This is a genomic window from Thioclava sp. F1Mire-8, assembly GCF_002213165.1.
GTDB lineage: Bacteria > Pseudomonadota > Alphaproteobacteria > Rhodobacterales > Rhodobacteraceae > Thioclava > Thioclava nitratireducens.
This window is the reverse complement of record NZ_NBNY01000003.1, coordinates 1-14,865: the sequence shown is the minus strand read 5'-3', so window position 1 is coordinate 14,865 and position 14,865 is coordinate 1. Positions and strand designations below refer to the sequence as shown.

Annotated in this window: 16 protein-coding genes; 7 read left to right on the top strand and 9 right to left on the bottom strand. The window is 62.5% G+C overall.

Annotated elements, in window-relative coordinates:
• Positions 1-105 precede the first annotated feature (105 nt).
• Positions 106-870, top strand: a complete 765-nt coding sequence (locus tag B6V75_RS11425; RefSeq protein ID WP_088719789.1) for a VacJ family lipoprotein — start codon at positions 106-108, stop codon at positions 868-870.
• Positions 833-1,456, top strand: coding sequence for an ABC transporter substrate-binding protein (locus tag B6V75_RS11420; protein WP_088719788.1), 624 nt, complete (start codon positions 833-835; stop codon positions 1,454-1,456). The genes B6V75_RS11425 and B6V75_RS11420 overlap by 38 nt, the downstream gene beginning before the upstream one ends.
• Before the next feature lie 92 nt (positions 1,457-1,548).
• Here B6V75_RS11420 and B6V75_RS11415 read toward each other — a convergent pair whose 3' ends face one another.
• Positions 1,549-3,753 (bottom strand): transglycosylase domain-containing protein, encoded by a 2,205-nt coding sequence (locus tag B6V75_RS11415; RefSeq protein ID WP_088719787.1) that lies wholly within the window; start codon positions 3,751-3,753, stop codon positions 1,549-1,551.
• 270 nt (positions 3,754-4,023) lie between these two features.
• Between B6V75_RS11415 and B6V75_RS11410 the strand changes: the two genes are divergently transcribed.
• A complete protein-coding gene (locus B6V75_RS11410) occupies positions 4,024-4,362 on the top strand; it encodes a P-II family nitrogen regulator (protein ID WP_075775438.1) in 339 nt (112 codons plus the stop codon).
• Between the two features lie 24 nt (positions 4,363-4,386).
• Entirely contained in the window at positions 4,387-5,724 is a 1,338-nt protein-coding gene (locus B6V75_RS11405) for an ammonium transporter (protein WP_088719786.1), read from the top strand.
• A gap of 72 nt (positions 5,725-5,796) precedes the next feature.
• Here the strand turns inward: B6V75_RS11405 and B6V75_RS11400 are convergent, their stop codons facing one another.
• From B6V75_RS11400 to smpB, 6 genes are all read right to left on the bottom strand, one after another.
• Positions 5,797-7,359, bottom strand: coding sequence for a DHA2 family efflux MFS transporter permease subunit (locus tag B6V75_RS11400; RefSeq protein WP_088719785.1), 1,563 nt, complete (start codon positions 7,357-7,359; stop codon positions 5,797-5,799).
• Positions 7,360-7,362: 3 nt separating this feature from the next.
• On the bottom strand, positions 7,363-8,493 hold the full coding sequence (locus tag B6V75_RS11395) for an HlyD family secretion protein (RefSeq protein WP_075775441.1): 1,131 nt from the start codon (positions 8,491-8,493) through the stop codon (positions 7,363-7,365).
• Entirely contained in the window at positions 8,486-8,938 is a 453-nt protein-coding gene (locus tag B6V75_RS11390) for a MarR family transcriptional regulator (protein ID WP_075775442.1), read from the bottom strand. The genes B6V75_RS11395 and B6V75_RS11390 overlap by 8 nt, the downstream gene beginning before the upstream one ends.
• A gap of 141 nt (positions 8,939-9,079) precedes the next feature.
• Positions 9,080-10,261 (bottom strand): amino acid aminotransferase, encoded by a 1,182-nt coding sequence (locus B6V75_RS11385; protein ID WP_088719784.1) that lies wholly within the window; start codon positions 10,259-10,261, stop codon positions 9,080-9,082.
• Positions 10,261-11,118 carry a 3-mercaptopyruvate sulfurtransferase gene (gene sseA, locus B6V75_RS11380; RefSeq protein ID WP_088719783.1) on the bottom strand — a complete coding sequence of 286 codons (858 nt, stop codon included), beginning with the start codon at positions 11,116-11,118 and terminating at the stop codon, positions 10,261-10,263. Before sseA ends, B6V75_RS11385 begins: the two co-directional genes overlap by 1 nt.
• Before the next feature lie 83 nt (positions 11,119-11,201).
• Positions 11,202-11,675, bottom strand: coding sequence for an SsrA-binding protein SmpB (gene smpB, locus B6V75_RS11375; protein WP_075775444.1), 474 nt, complete (start codon positions 11,673-11,675; stop codon positions 11,202-11,204).
• A gap of 104 nt (positions 11,676-11,779) precedes the next feature.
• Between smpB and B6V75_RS11370 the strand changes: the two genes are divergently transcribed.
• The gene (locus B6V75_RS11370) at positions 11,780-12,229 is read left to right on the top strand and encodes an ion channel (RefSeq protein WP_075775445.1); all 450 of its coding nucleotides are present in this window, start codon (positions 11,780-11,782) and stop codon (positions 12,227-12,229) included.
• A gap of 45 nt (positions 12,230-12,274) precedes the next feature.
• On the opposite strand, the gene B6V75_RS11365 is transcribed toward B6V75_RS11370, so the two are convergent.
• Positions 12,275-12,727 carry a DUF302 domain-containing protein gene (locus B6V75_RS11365; RefSeq protein ID WP_075775446.1) on the bottom strand — a complete coding sequence of 151 codons (453 nt, stop codon included), beginning with the start codon at positions 12,725-12,727 and terminating at the stop codon, positions 12,275-12,277.
• A 166-nt stretch (positions 12,728-12,893) separates the two neighbouring features.
• Here B6V75_RS11365 and msrP point away from each other — a divergent pair, with 166 nt between their 5' ends.
• The gene (gene msrP, locus B6V75_RS11360; protein WP_088719782.1) at positions 12,894-13,823 is read left to right on the top strand and encodes a protein-methionine-sulfoxide reductase catalytic subunit MsrP; all 930 of its coding nucleotides are present in this window, start codon (positions 12,894-12,896) and stop codon (positions 13,821-13,823) included.
• The gene (msrQ, locus tag B6V75_RS11355) at positions 13,823-14,428 is read left to right on the top strand and encodes a protein-methionine-sulfoxide reductase heme-binding subunit MsrQ (protein ID WP_088719781.1); all 606 of its coding nucleotides are present in this window, start codon (positions 13,823-13,825) and stop codon (positions 14,426-14,428) included. The genes msrP and msrQ overlap by 1 nt, the downstream gene beginning before the upstream one ends.
• Before the next feature lie 140 nt (positions 14,429-14,568).
• On the opposite strand, the gene B6V75_RS18780 is transcribed toward msrQ, so the two are convergent.
• Positions 14,569-14,865 (bottom strand): hypothetical protein (locus B6V75_RS18780; RefSeq protein ID WP_206198490.1); only part of this gene is annotated, 297 nt, incomplete at its 5' end.

Here is a 14,865-nt window from a genome sequence, read left to right as displayed (position 1 = left end):
GGAACTCCGGAGTTCTGCGTGTCTCGCGTTGCGACAAGGCCGGATGCGCTCTATCTATTTCAGGACTGAAGCCGCAACGAAGGGGGAGCGACTTTGGCGCAGTGGATGGAACAAAGAGCTTCGGCGCGTCCGCGCGCGCTACGGCCTGCGGTGGCTTTGATTGCGGCGCTCGCGCTGGGGATGGCCGCCTGCGCGCCTGCACCGCCCGCAACGGGTATTCACGACCCCTACGAGGCCACCAATCGCAAGACCCACGCGTTCAACAAGCAGCTTGATTCGACGTTCTTCCGGGGCGATCCAGCCGATACGAGCCCGCCCGGTCCGCTCACGAAGACGCTTTATAACGTCGGCAGCAATCTCAGCCTTCCGGGCAAAGTGCTCAACTCGCTCCTGCAAGGGCGCCCCGAGCCGGCCGTGAAGAACACTTTCCGCTTCTTCATCAACTCGACGATCGGGCTGGGCGGCATCTTCGACCCGGCGGGGACTGATTTTTCGCTGCCCGAGACGGATACCGATTTCGGCGAGACGCTGCATGTCTGGGGCGTGGGCGAAGGAAATTACCAGGAATTGCCGATCTTCGGCCCGTCCACGACGCGCGATACGGTCGGGATGGTGGTCGATTTCGTGATCGATCCGCTGAACGCACTGCCTGACAAGGAGCGGATCGCCGCGGGCGCGCTGCGCTTCGGCGGCAAGATCGCGAAGCGCGACACGTATGGCACGACTGTCGATTCGATCCTGTACGATAGTGCCGACAGCTATGCCCAGAGTCGGCTTCTGTATCTGCAGAACCGGCGCTACGAACTCAACGGCGAGGAGGCCAGCGATGCGAATGCCTACGATCCCTACGAAGACTTACTGCCGCAGTAGGCGACATGTTCTGGGCCTCGGCGCGGCGGGTGTCGCGGCGGCGCTGTTGCCGGAGTCGGCTTTCGCGCTGACGGATGCACAGGCGCGGTCGCTGATCCAGAAAGCGGTGAACGATGTAAATGCGGCCATCGCTTCTGGTCGCACCGGTTCCGCCCTCTACGCGATGTTCGAGCGGATTTTCGCGAGATATGCCGATGTGAACGTCATCGCGCGCTCGGCGCTGGGTGTCGCGGCGCGGCAGGCGAGCCCGGCGCAGCTCTCGGCCTTCACAAAGGCGTTCCAGGGCTATCTCTCGCGCAAATACGGCAAGCGCTTCCGAGAGTTTCAGGGGGCGAAGTTCCAGATACAGGGCGCGCGTCCGGTCAAGACCTTCTACGAGGTCAAGACGCTCGCGAGCTTGCCGGGGCAGGCGCCGTTCGAGGTGCTGTGGCAGGTCTCCGATCGCTCGGGCAGCGACAAGTTCTTCAACCTGATCGTCGAAGGGGTGAATATGCTCGCCTCCGAGCGTGCGGAGATCGGTGCGATGCTCGACCGGCGCCGCGGCAATATCGACGCGATGATCGAGGACTTGAAGCGGGCCGGGTAAGCGGTTCGGGTTTCGGCCCGGCTGAGCGCCTGTCGAAAAGAAGAACGCCCGGGCCAGCGGTCCGGGCGTTCTTCTTTTTCGGGTCTGCTCGCTCAGTTGCTGCCGAAGATGTTGAGCAGCTCGTTCAGGATCGACTGAGACGGGTCGCGGCGTTGCCGTTGCGGCTGTCGCTGGGCAGGGGCTTGCCCCGCACTCTGGTTTTGGCCCTGATATTGCTGATCCGGCACCTGCCAGTCGCCCGGATGGGCCATCGGCAGCGGCTTGGGATCTTCGCCGTCGAGCACGCGCTTCATCGTCTCGTGGAAGATCTCGGCGGGCAGGCCGCCTCCGGTGGTGCCTTTCAGCGGCGAGTTGTCGTCATTGCCCATCCAGACGCCGACCACGTAGTCGGAGGTGAACCCGATGAACCAGGCATCGCGGGCGCTCTGCGTGGTGCCGGTCTTGCCCGCGATCTCGTAGCCGTCGATATTGGCGCGGCGGCCGGTGCCGTGCAGCACGACCTGGCGCATCATGTAGGTCAGCTCCTGTGCGGCTTTTTGCGAGATTACCCGCTCACCGATCCCGCCGGGTTTGCCGAAGAGCGGTTGGTCGTCGCCCTTCAGTGTCAGCGAGGTCAGGCCATAGGGTTGCACCGAGGAGCCGCCGTTGAGGATTCCAGCATAGGCCCCCGTCATGTCGAGCAAGTCCGATTCCCCGACGCCGAGCGCCACCGAGGGCAGGTTCGGCAGGTCCTGCGCGAATCCGAGGCCTTCCGCGACCTTGATGACGTTCTCACGGCCAACGGCCTCGGAGACGCGCACGGTCGCGACGTTCACCGAATGCTCCAGTGCGGTCGTCAGCGTGATCGGCCCCATGTAGCTGCGCTCGTAGTTGCGCGGGCTCCAATCGGGCGAGCCGGGCATCTTCACCGTGACCGGCGCGTCATCGACCATCGAATCCGGCGTGTAGCCCAGATCTAGCGCGGTCGCGTAGACGAAGGGCTTGAATGTCGAGCCGGTCTGGCGTTGCGCCATCGTGGCGTGGTTGAACGCTCCCGAGACCTTCGTGGCCCGACCGCCAACCATGCCCCGCACGGCGCCATCCGCGCTCATCACGACGATCGCGGACTCGGCTTTTGACCCCTTCGAGACCTTGTTCTCGTAGACCGATTTCATCGCGTCTTCGGCGGCAGACTGGATGCGCTGATCGAGCGTGGTGTTGATGACCACGTCCTCGGTCGTGTCGCGCGACAGGAAGTCGGGGATGGTGTCCATCACCCAATCCGCGAAATAGCCGCCTGCGCGTTTCTGCGCCGCTTGGCTCAGCGTCGCGGGGTTGTTCTTCGCGTCCAGATATTGACGATCCGTCAGGTAGCCCTGCTCATGCATCAGGCTGAGCACGGTCGCGGCCCGCTCCTGCGAGCGCTTCAGGCTGGAGGTCGGGGCGTAGTAGCTCGGCGCTTTCAGAAGGCCCGCCAACATTGCAGCCTGCTGCGGATCGACATTCGCTGCCGAGATGCCGAAATAGCGCTCGGACGCGGCCTCGAAGCCACGCGCGCCGGCCCCGAGATAGGCGCGGTTGAGATAGATCGAGAGGATTTCGTCCTTGGAGTATTTCAGCTCCAGCGCGAAGGCGTAAGGGACTTCCTTGATCTTGCGGCGCAGACCGCCCGACCGGCAGTCGTTTTCGTAGGCGGCTTCGTTCTTCCACTTCTTCGGGTCGAACTTCACGCCGAGGCAGAGAAGCTTGGCGGTCTGCTGCGTGATGGTCGAGCCACCGTTGCCGTCAAACGGGCCACGCCCTTCGCGCATGTTGATGGCCATCGCCGAGGCGATGCCGCGCGGCGAGATGCCGAAATGATGGTAGAAGCGGCGGTCCTCGGTCGCGACCACGGCGTCGCGCAGATAGGGGGAGACGTTCTTCGCGTCGATCTGCCCGCCGAAGGTTTCGCCGCGCCAGGCGAAGACCTTGCCCTGATCGTCGAGCATAGTGACCGAGCCGCGCGTGCGGCCGTCGAGCAGCTTCGTGTAGTCTGGCAGGGTCGAGTAGAAATACAGGGTCGCCGCGCCCACCACGAGCGCGACGATCATCGCGAGTCGCCAGCCGATTCCCCAGATCACGCGCCAGATCAGCCGCGCGAGGCCGATGATCAGGCCGGTGACCGGTCCGTGCCGCCGGGGAGGCTTGCCACCGCCGCCGCCGCCACGGCGCGCGGTCTTGCGCGGCTTGGCGGGTTTCGATGCCTTGGGTTTCTGCTTCGAAGAGGAATAGCGTTTGTCGGCCACGAGGCGCCCGCGCCCTCCGCCTTTCTGAGTCATCTGCCTGTTCCGCTGCCTGCGTTTTAATTTCGCGCAATCTACACGGGCCGACCCGAGATGTGGACCCGCGAAAAATCACGTTTCAGATTTGCAATGTGGCTAAAAATTAGGCAACGCGCACAAATTGTGCAAATTAGGGCCGGAATCCGCTGAATCTGCCAGTCGGACGGAACCTCGTTTCCTTGTGCGAAAGGGGCGCAGAGGGCCTCTTATCACCGTGCGATGTCGCCAAGCGGGCATCGAAAGGGCTGAACAAGGAAGGGATGTCAGGTGAAACTCATCATTGCAGCAATCAAGCCGTTCAAGCTGGAGGAGGTGCGCGAGGCGCTCACCACCATCGGCGTACGCGGAATGATGGTGACCGAGATCAAAGGCTTCGGTGCCCAGTCGGGTCACACGGAAATCTATCGTGGCGCCGAATACGCCGTGAACTTCGTGCCGAAGGTCAAACTGGAGATCGTGGTCGCTGACGGCCTCGCCGACGAGGTGGTCGACACGATCATGAAAGCCGCGAAGACCGACAAGATCGGCGACGGCAAGATCTTCGTTCTCGATGTCGGGCAGGCGGTTCGCGTGCGCACCGGCGAAACCAATGACGACGCGCTTTAAGACGCGACAGGGGAAAGTAGGAAAATGAACAAGCTTTCGAAAATCACCGGCCTTGCGGTCGCACTGACCGCGGTGGCTCTGCCGGCGCTGGCCCAGGATGCCGCCGCGCCTGCGGCGATGGATCCGCCGGCCAACGAGATCGGCTTCATCCTGAACACTTTCATGTTCCTCGTCACCGGTTTTCTGGTGATGTGGATGGGCGCGGGCTTCTCGATGCTCGAGGCTGGCCTCGTGCGCTCGAAGAACGTGACCATGCAGTCGCTCAAGAACATCGCGCTCTTCGCGATCGCGGCGATCATGTACTATCTGATCGGCTACAACCTGATGTATCCGGGCGACGGCTGGTCGATCAACGGCGTGCTCGGCGCTTTCTCGACGACCTCGCTCGAGCCTGTCGGCGTCGGCGCGGATTCGGTCGACCTGACCTACGCCTCGGTCGGTTCGGACTTCTTCTTCCAGCTGATGTTCTGCGCCACCACGGCGTCGATCGTTTCGGGTACCCTGGCCGAGCGCATCAAGCTGTGGCCGTTCCTGATCTTCACCGTGATCCTCACGGGCTTCATCTACCCGATCCAGGCTTCGTGGAAATGGGGCGGTGGCTTCCTTGACGCCGATTTCGGCTTCCTCGACTTCGCCGGCTCGACCGTCGTGCACTCGGTCGGTGGCTGGGCAGCTCTCGCTGGTGCTCTGATCCTCGGCCCGCGCATCGGCAAGTACAAGGACGGCAAGGTCCAGGCGATGCCCGGTTCGAACCTGACGCTCGCCACGCTCGGTACCTTCATTCTGTGGCTCGGCTGGTTCGGCTTCAACGGCGGTTCGCAGCTCTACATGAACACCGTGGGCAACGTCGCCGATATCTCGCGCATCTTCGCCAACACCAACACCGCAGCAGCCGGTGGCGCGATCGCTGCGCTGATCCTGACCCAGATCCTCTACAAGAAGCCGGATCTGACCATGGTTCTCAACGGCGCTCTGGCTGGCCTCGTGTCGATCACGGCCGAGCCGCTGACCCCGAGCCTCGGTGCTGCGACTATCATCGGCGCGATCGGCGGTATCATCGTGGTCCTGCTGGTTCCGATGCTCGACAAGCTGAAGATCGACGACGTCGTGGGCGCCATCCCGGTCCACCTCGGCGCGGGTATCTGGGGCACGCTGGCGGTTCCGATCACCAACCCCGACGGCACCTTCTACGGTCAGATCGTCTCGATCATCATCGTCGGCATCTTCGTCTTCGTGGTCTCGGCAATCATCTGGTTCATCCTCAAAGCCGTCATGGGCATCCGCGCTCCGGCCGAGGACGAGATGATGGGTCTCGACAAGGCGGAACTCGGCATGGAAGCCTATCCGGAGTTCGTCAACTAAGACGCCGCATCCAAGACAAGCGAAAGGCCCGGGAGCGATCCCGGGCCTTTTTCCATTGCGTCTGATGTCGGCTTACTCGGTGACCGGAGCGCCTTGTTGCGTCTGCTGTCCGCCTCTGTTCTGGTAATCCGGCTTGCGCAGGAAGAAGACCAGCGGGATGGCCGCGAGTGTGACCCACATCATGAACTTGAAATCGTCCACGTAAGAGATCATCGCCGCCTGTTGCGTCGCGAGGTTGTTGAGCACCTCGAGCGCGGCCTCTCTCGAGATGCTGCCTGCACCGTTCATCACGCCCGAAAGGTTCTGCGGATTGATCGCAGAGACGATCTCGGCATGGTTCACCGCGATGTTGTGCGTCAGCAGCGCGGTCACGATCGAAATCCCGATGGACGAGCCGATATTGCGCAGCAGCGAGAACAGCGCCGTGCCGTCGCCGCGGTACTTGGGGTCGAGCGTGGCAAAGGCCAGCGTCGAGATCGGCACGAAGACCGAGCCCAGCCCGAAGCCCTGGATCACGCCTGAGACGATGATCCATTTCGGACCCATCTGCGGCGAGAAGGTCGACATCATGTGCAGCGAGTAGGCAGTGAAGGACAGCCCGACGACCACGAGGATGCGGAGGTCGATGACCTTCACCAGCCGCCCGATCAGCAGCATCATGATCATCGCCCCGACCCCGCGCGGGGACATCACCAAGCCCGTCGTCAGCGTCGGATAGCCGAAGATATTCGACAGCATCGGCGGCAGCAGCGCCAGCGAGGCGAGCAGGATGATCCCGATCACGAAGATGAACAGCAGCCCCATCGAGAGGTTGCGGTCGAGGAACATCTTCGGTTCGAGGAAGGGCTTTTTCGCGCTGAGAATCCAGACGATGAAGACCCAGAACCCGCTGATCGCTAGCGCCGCCTCGATCCAGATTTCGCGCGAGGCGAACCAGTCGAGATCGGAGCCCCGGTCGAGCATCATCTGCAGCGCGCCGATCGCCACCGCCAGCGCCGCGAAGCCGAAGAAGTCGAAGCCGATCTTCTTCTTGGGCGTTTCAGGCAGGAAGAAGAGCGACCCCGCGATGGCGATCATGCCGAGCGGCACGTTGATGTAGAATACCCAGCGCCAGTTGATCACCTCGGTCAGGTAACCGCCGAGCGTCGGGCCGATGATCGGGCCGAGCATGATGCCCGCGCCGAACATCGCCATCGCCTGCCCGTGCTTCTCGCGCGGGTTGATGTCGAGCATGAAGTTCTGCGCGAGCGGCACGATGGCCGCACCGAACACGCCCTGCATGAGGCGGAAGATCACCATCACGTCGAGCGACCACGCGATCCCGCAGAGCATCGAGAAAACCACGAAGCCGATCACCGCGACCATGAAGATCTCGCGCCGCCCGAAGCGATTGGCGAGCCAGCCCGACAGCGGCGTCACGATGGCCGCGGCCACGATATAGGAGGTCAGCACCCAGTTGATCGTGTCGCGCGACGCGCCGAGATCGGCGCGCATGTCGGGCAGGGCCACGTTCGCGATGGTGGTATCGAGCACCTGCATGATCACCGCCAGCATCAGCGACGCCATGATCAGCGCGCGATGCGGGACGTTATGCGGGTCGATTCCCTTGGGTTCCTTTTCGGCGGCGTCAGCCATGGCTTACTGCCCCTGTTCGGTCGTGCCCGCCACGGCGGCCGAGCTGTTGGCCTTGTCGAGGATACGCTTGTAGCGCGGTTGCGAGGCGGTATCGACGGTGACGCTGGCCGAGAGACCCGCGCGCAGGCCATCGAGGTTTGCGCCATCGTCGAGCCGCAGGCGCACCGGCACGCGTTGCGTCACTTTCACCCAGTTGCCGGTCGCGTTCTGCGCCGGAAGGATCGAGAACTCCGCCCCGGTGCCTGCGCCGACGGCCTCGACCGTCGCGTGATATTCGCGATCGGGGAAAGCGTCGAATTCGACGGTGGCCGACTGGCCTTCTTGCATGTGGGTCAGCGCGGTTTCCTTGAAGTTCGCGATCACCCAGACATCGCTGGTGTCGACCAGCGTGAAGAGGCTTGTCCCCGCGCCGACCATCTCGCCCGCCTTGAAGGAGGCGGCCTGATAGATGATGCCGTCGGTGGGCGCATCGACCTCGGTCTGCGAGAGATTGTATTTGGCATCGTTCACCGCCACGATCGCCGATTTCACCGAGGGGTGTTCGTCGACCGGGATCTCGGGATTGCCGTCGAGGGCGACCTTGGCTGAGGCCACCTTCTGCTTGGCGGCGGCCAGCGTGTTCTGCGCGGCTTGCGTGGCCGTGCGCTGCTGGTCGAGCGCCTGCTGCGTGGTGGTGCCGGATTTGATCAGCTTCTCCTGACGGGCGAGCTGTTTCTCCTGATAGGCGGCATTGTCGGCAGCCTGTTTCTCGTCGGCGAGCGCGGCCTTGTAGGAGGCGCGCAGCTGCTCGACCTGCAGGCGGGCTTGCGAGAGCGCGGCCTGCGCCTTGGCCAGTGCCAGCTCGTAGGGTTTCTTGTCGATCTGGAACAGCGGCGCGCCTTTCTCTACGTGCTCGTTGTCATGCACGAACACCTCGGTCACGCGGCCCGAGATCTGCGAGGCTACCGGGATTCGCGCCATCTGATAATTGGCGTTGGCGGTGCTTTGCGAGCCACCGGCGCTGAGCCAGTACCACGCGCCACCCAGTACGATCAGGGCGGGCACGAGAATGAGGAGCCAGAATTTCGGCCCCTTCTTCTGTTTCTGTTTCGATTGGGTTTCCGCGCTCTCGGCGGTCGGGTTCTGGTCACTCATGATGTGTCTCTGACGTGGAGGAGGTGTCTTCGGAGAGGTTACGGATGATCTGGCGCAGGGTGTTCAATGCGGTCGCGATTTCGTCATCGCTCAACCCGGCCAGCGCCTGTTCATAGATGTCGTCCGCGATCGAGCGCGCATCCTCAAAGGCGTTGCGCGCCTTGACCGAAGGGTGCACGAGCTTGACGCGGCGATCATTCGGATCAGCTTTGCGGCAGACCCAGTCGGCTTCTTCCATGCGGTCGACGAGGCGCGAGACCGAAATCGGTTCGATCTCGAGCAGCTCGGCCAGCCGGGCCTGCGCCAGCGCGCCTTCCTTCTTGAGGTAGACGAGCAGCCGCCACTGCGCGGTGGTCAGGCCGAATTCGTTGGCGCGTGCCTCGAAGCGACGGCGGATCAACCGCGTCGCGTCGTGCAGGAGAAAACCTAGGCTCTGATCGGGCATCCGGAGCTCCGTTGAAATTAAAGTAAGCCTCTATATTATGAGCCTGCTTATTATTTCAAGGGCGCAAGGCGGAAAATTCCGCTACGAAAAACGGCGACCCGAAGGGGCCGCCGTTTTGAATTTCTATTCTGTGGTAGGTGCTTAGACGCCTGCGTCGATCAGTGCGCGGGCCAGCAGCGGCACGCTGTTCTTGTTCAGCCCCGCGATGTTGATCCGCGAGTCGCCGACCATGTAGATCGCGTTGCCTTCCTTCATCGCGGCGACCTGCTCGGGCGTGGCGCCAAGGCGCGAGAACATGCCGCGATGCTCTGCCACGAAGTCGAAGCGGTCCGAGTTCGACAGCTTGCGCAACTCGTCCGCGAGTTGCTGGCGCAGTTCCAGCATGCCGGTGCGGACATCTTCCAGCTCGGCTTCCCAATCGGCGCGCAGTTCGGGATCGGTGAGCACGCGGGTGACGAGCGCCTGCCCGTGATAGGGCGGAAAGGAGTAGGTCTGACGGTTGAGATAGGCTAGGTTGCCCTGCACGGTCTTCTTGGTCTCTTCCGAGCCCAGAACCATCAGGCAGCCGGTGCGCTCGCGATAGATGCCGAAGTTCTTCGAGCACGACGCCGCAATCAGCACTTCCGGCAGACGCTCGGCGATCAGGCGGGTGCCTGCCGCATCCGCTTCCAGACCGTCCCCGAAGCCCTGATAGGCGAGGTCGATCATCGGCACGGCGCCGGTTTCCTGAAGCAGATCGGCGACCTTGCCCCATTGCTCGAGCGTCAGGTTCGCCCCGGTCGGGTTGTGGCAGCAGCCGTGCAGCAGCACGATGTCGCCTTCCTTGGCGCCCTTCAGGTCTTCAATCATCGCGTCGAAATCGACCGAGCGGGTCTCGGAATCGAAGTAGCGATAGGTGGTGAAGTCCTGATCCATGAATTTCAGGATAGAGAGGTGGTTCGGCCAGGTCGGATCGGAGACCCAGATCTTGGTGTCGGGATTCGCCATCCGCGCAAGCTCGAAGCCCATGCGGCAGGCGCCGGTGCCGCCCACGGTCGACAGGCAGGCCAGACGGTCGGTCGGGTAGCCCTTGCCCAGAACCATCTCGGCCATCGCCGCGTGGAATTCCGGCTGGCCGGCGAGGCCCGCGTATTTCTTGGTGGTCTCGTTTTCCCAGACCTGCTTTTCCGCCTTGTGGACGGCGCGCATGATCGGGGTTTCACCTTCGGCGTTCTTGTAGACGCCGACGCCGAGATCGACCTTCTGGTCGCGCTCATCGGCGCGGTATTCTTCCATCAGCGCGAGGATCTTGTCCGGCGCCTGCGGCTTGAGATTGTTCAGCATCATGCTTCTCCCGTTGCGACCTTGAGGTCGTTATACATGCCCCATTCCGACCAGGACCCGTCATAGAGCGACCAGTCCGACTTGCCGATGATCTCGAGCGCGAGCGCGAGAATCGCGGCGCTGACGCCGGAGCCGCAGGTCGTGATCGCGGGCTTCGACAGGTCGACACCGGCGGCCTCGAACAGGGCCTTGATCTCGTCGGGGGATTTGAAGGTGCCCTCGGGGGTCAGCAGTTCGCCGAAGGGCAGGTTGCGCGAGCCGGGGATGTGACCCGAACGCAGTCCCGGGCGCGGCTCGGTGCCGTTGCCGAGGAAGCGATCGTTCGGGCGCGCGTCGATGATCTCGTGATCGCCAAGCTTGCTGGCATGAGCGACTTGTGTGACGTCCTTCACCAGACCGGACTGGCGCTGCACCGTCATGTGACGGTCGCGGACCATCGGCGGCATGTCTTCGAGCGGACGGCCTTCGGCCTCCCATTTCGGCAGCCCGCCATCGAGGACCGCCACATCCGTCTTGCCCATCAGGCGGAAGGTCCACCAGACGCGCGGCGCGGAGAAGACGGAGTGCTGGTCGTAGATCACGACCTGATGGCCGTCGCCCACGCCCATCGCGCGCATCCGCGAGATGAATTTCTCGGGCGGCGGCGCCATATGCGGCAGGTCCGAGCGGTTGTCGGAGATTTCGTCGATGTCGAAGAAACGCGCGCCGGGGATATGCTTGGCCTCGTAGGTCGCCTTTGCATCTCGCTCCATCTGCGGCAGGAACCACGACGCGTCCAGAATGCGCAGGTCGGGATCCTTCAGATGGGCTGCGAGCCAATCCGTCGATACGAGCGTTTTCGGGTCATCCATCGTCATGCGCCTCTTTTGCCGGTCGGGATTGCTTAGACTCAGCGGTGCGCAAGACGCAAGGGCAGGGCGGGCAAATCCGCCCTGTGTCCCTAGTAATTCTGCTTGAGAAGGCGCTGTTTCTGGCGGTTCCAGTCGCGTTTCGCCTCTGTTTCGCGCTTATCGGCCTGTTTCTTGCCCTTCGCGATACCGATCAGGATCTTCGCGATGCCCTTCTCGTTGAAGTACATCTTCAGCGGCACGATGGTCATTCCCTCGCGCTGGGTCGCATTCCAAAGACGTGAAAGTTCGCGCTTCGACACGAGCAGTTTGCGCTTGCGGCGCTCCTCATGGCCGAAATGCGAGGCCTGGTTCAGGCTCGCGATATAAGAGTTGATCAGCCACAATTCGCCATCCTCGACGGAGGCATAGCTTTCCGCGATGTTCGTCTGCCCGACGCGCATCGATTTCACCTCTGAGCCTTGCAGCACGATGCCCGCCTCCAGAGTATCCTGGACGGCGTAGTGATAACGGGCCTGCCGGTTCTCGGCGATCAGCTTGGAATTGGGGTCTGAATGCTTTGCCATGGTCGCATCGAGATAGGGCAGGCAAGCGGCTGTGTCCAGTGCGGCACCGCTGCGCTTGACGTGGGTGCGGCGGCGCGAAATAGCTAGGGCAGGAGGAGACGCCCATGACCATTCAGATCGCGATCGGTTCGGTGATGATGCTCTTGACCGTATGCATCGCCGCGCTCAGCGCCTGGGCGATCGAGGCGACATTCGCGCGGCTGCACTGGTGGATGCTGCGCGAGCCGCACCGTCCGAAACTGATGCTGATGGTCGTCGTCGCCGCGCTCTGGGCCTTGGCGATGGTCACTGCCGGCGTCTGGCTCTGGGCTTTCTGCTTCCGCCTCCTCGGCGTGTTCCACACGATGGAGCAGTCGGTCTATTTCTCGCTCGTGAGTTTTACAACGCTGGGCTATGGCGACATTCTGCTGACCCATCAATGGCGCATCCTTGGCGGGATGGCCGCGGCGAACGGGCTGCTGAACGTGGGGCTTCTGACCGCGCTGCTGGTCGAGGTGATCCGCCATGTCCGCAAGAGCCAGCTGGAGGCGCGGGCCGAGCGAGGCGCGAGTTGAGCGGAGCGCTCGCGCGCGCGAGTGCGCACGCGGGCTATATATCGGTCAGTCGAGCATCAGCGCATCTTTGACGATCCCGGTCAGAAGATCGGTCACCGGTTGCATTGATTCCTGCTCGTAGGAGCGGAAGCCGACGGTCACGTGATCGGTGTCCTCGGGGGTCTGGTAGACGAAGATCGTGTAGGGGCAGAACTGAAAGTTGGTGATGTCCGCCTCCATGACCTCGCGCGAGGTCTGCGCCGAGCAGAAGGAGAAGACGTCCGCGCCGGTGAACAGCGTCTTGGTGCCGCCCACGGCGTCTTTCGTGCGTTCCAGCATATCACCAGTATGGCTGACGTGATCGACCACGAGCCCCGCCCCGATGATCGCGTTCTGCACCGCGAAGGTGACGTTGTCGAACGTGTCTTCGGTGGTCCAGGTGTGGGCTTCCTGAGCCGTTGCCGCGCTCGCGCCCACGGTGATGACCGCCGCGAGTGCGGCGCCGATGAAGCGTTTCATCTCTCTCTCCCTTGTCTCCCGATCGGGCGCCTTGGCGGCGCCCGTTGATCCAGTCTCGATAGTGGCGCGTATTTTTATACGTGCCTAGAGGTAACAATGTCGCTGTAAGTTCCGAAGTGTAAGCGACGGGCACCGCTCCATATGTAGGGGCAGAGAGGAGATTTCCATGCGCAAGACGAGACCAACCGACCCGAGCTGGGCCGATGTGACTCCCAAGGCCGACTTCCTGAACCGCCGCCAGATCATGGCGGGTGCCGGGGCAATGGCACTTGGTTCGATCGCCGGACCGAGCTTTGCCAGCATCGACGCGAAACCGTCGAAATTCTCGACCGACGCCAAGCCGAACACCCTCAAGGAGATCACCTCCTACAACAATTTCTACGAGTTCGGCTGGGACAAGTCCGACCCCGCGCAGTATGCGGGTCAGCTGGTGACAGACCCGTGGTCGATCGAGATCGACGGCATGGTCGACAAGCCCGGCTCCTATCCGCTCGACGATATCCTCAAGCCCGTGACGCTCGAACAGCGCATCTACCGCTTCCGCTGCGTCGAGGCATGGTCGATGGTCGTGCCTTGGATCGGGTTCGAGCTTTCGAGCCTGCTGAACCGCGTCGGCGTGCAGCCGTCCGCGAAATACGTGGCCTTCCAGACGCTCTACCGTCCCGAGCAGATGCCGGGCCAGAAACAGGGCGGCATCGACTGGCCCTATGTCGAAGGCCTGCGCATCGACGAGGCGATGAACCCGCTGACAATTCTGGCGACCGGCCTCTATGACGAAGAGATGCCAAACCAGAACGGCGCGCCGATCCGTCTGATCGTGCCGTGGAAATACGGGTTCAAGTCGATCAAGAGCATCGTGAAGATTTCGCTCACGGATAAGCAGCCGCCGACGACCTGGAACAAGTTGCAGCCGCGCGAATACGGCTTCTATGCCAATGTGAACCCGAAGGTGGATCACCCGCGTTGGTCGCAGGCCACCGAACGGCGCGTGGGCGCAGGTCTCTTTGCAGGCCGTCAGGAGACGCTGATGTTCAACGGCTACGGCGAAGAGGTCGCGCAGCTCTACAAGGGCATGGACCTCGCGAAGTACTATTGATGAACAGCGCAACGCTCTCCGCCCCGATCAACACCGCGCTGCGTCGCGTGCCCAGCTGGTTGGTCTATCTCGCCGGGCTGATCCCGCTGGCATGGGTGGTCTGGCTGACACTGACCGGCGGCATCGGTGTCGATCCCGTGAAAGGGATCGAGCATCGTCTGGGCAAGATCGCCTTGTGGTTCCTGATCGGCGGGCTGGCGATCACGCCCGCGCGCCGGTTCCTCGGTCTCAACCTGATCAAGTATCGCCGTGCGATTGGCTTGCTGGCCTTCTTCTACGTGGCGCTGCACCTGATCGCCTGGGCGGTGCTGGATATGGGCATGCTCTGGGGGCAGGCGGCGCGCGATCTGATCAAGCGCCCCTACCTCTTCTTCGGCATCTCCGCCTTCGTGCTGCTGATCCCGCTGGCGATCACTTCGAACAACGCTTCGGTCCGCAAGCTGGGCAAGACGTGGCGGCGGATTCACATGCTGGTCTATCCGGCCGTCGCGCTGGGTGTGATCCACTACCTCTGGCAGATGAAGGTCATCTCTAATGAGGGTTGGCTCTGGCTCGGGGTGTTCGCCGTCCTCATGGCTGTCCGATTTCGTTCATTTCGTTGGTGACTCGGTTTGGTTTGCGGGGTGCCCTTGGGGCATGCCTGGCAGGAGGTTTCGCGTGGGTGGGTGATTTGCGCAAGATTCTTCCCTGCGCTGTTTTGGCGTGAGTTGAGTGCATTTGCGGTAGTGTAGAAAGTGTAGATATTTCAGTGTGTTGAGTGATTTTTCGGAGAAAAGCGAAAGTTTTTTGAAAAAGGCACTTGCGACTCCCCGGTGTGATCCGTAAATACCGCCTCACCGAAGCGGAACACACCGCAACGGGGCGCCGGAAAGGCTCGCAAGGGACTGACGGCGAAGGAAATTTTGGAGATACGGTTGGCAGGTAGCGCCCCAAGGGATTGAGGCGATGCCGGTTGATTTTGTCTCCGCGCTCTTTGACATTGATAGATATCTGAAGAGATATGCGGGCGGTTTGGTCGATGATCGATGCGGACCGGAGCATA

Excerpts from the sequence above, each read along its gene's own strand:
- B6V75_RS11425 (WP_088719789.1), top strand. The coding sequence starts at position 106 with ATGGAACAAAGAGCTTCGGCGCGTCCGCGCGCGCTACGGCCTGCGGTG.
- B6V75_RS11420 (WP_088719788.1), top strand. The coding sequence starts at position 833 with ATGCCTACGATCCCTACGAAGACTTACTGCCGCAGTAGGCGACATGTT.
- B6V75_RS11415 (WP_088719787.1), bottom strand. The coding sequence starts at position 3,753 with ATGACTCAGAAAGGCGGAGGGCGCGGGCGCCTCGTGGCCGACAAACGC.
- B6V75_RS11405 (WP_088719786.1), top strand. The coding sequence starts at position 4,387 with ATGAACAAGCTTTCGAAAATCACCGGCCTTGCGGTCGCACTGACCGCG.
- B6V75_RS11400 (WP_088719785.1), bottom strand. The coding sequence starts at position 7,359 with ATGGCTGACGCCGCCGAAAAGGAACCCAAGGGAATCGACCCGCATAAC.
- B6V75_RS11395 (WP_075775441.1), bottom strand. The coding sequence starts at position 8,493 with ATGAGTGACCAGAACCCGACCGCCGAGAGCGCGGAAACCCAATCGAAA.
- B6V75_RS11390 (WP_075775442.1), bottom strand. The coding sequence starts at position 8,938 with ATGCCCGATCAGAGCCTAGGTTTTCTCCTGCACGACGCGACGCGGTTG.
- B6V75_RS11385 (WP_088719784.1), bottom strand. The coding sequence starts at position 10,261 with ATGCTGAACAATCTCAAGCCGCAGGCGCCGGACAAGATCCTCGCGCTG.
- sseA (WP_088719783.1), bottom strand. The coding sequence starts at position 11,118 with ATGACGATGGATGACCCGAAAACGCTCGTATCGACGGATTGGCTCGCA.
- smpB (WP_075775444.1), bottom strand. The coding sequence starts at position 11,675 with ATGGCAAAGCATTCAGACCCCAATTCCAAGCTGATCGCCGAGAACCGG.
- B6V75_RS11370 (WP_075775445.1), top strand. The coding sequence starts at position 11,780 with ATGACCATTCAGATCGCGATCGGTTCGGTGATGATGCTCTTGACCGTA.
- B6V75_RS11365 (WP_075775446.1), bottom strand. The coding sequence starts at position 12,727 with ATGAAACGCTTCATCGGCGCCGCACTCGCGGCGGTCATCACCGTGGGC.
- msrP (WP_088719782.1), top strand. The coding sequence starts at position 12,894 with ATGCGCAAGACGAGACCAACCGACCCGAGCTGGGCCGATGTGACTCCC.
- msrQ (WP_088719781.1), top strand. The coding sequence starts at position 13,823 with ATGAACAGCGCAACGCTCTCCGCCCCGATCAACACCGCGCTGCGTCGC.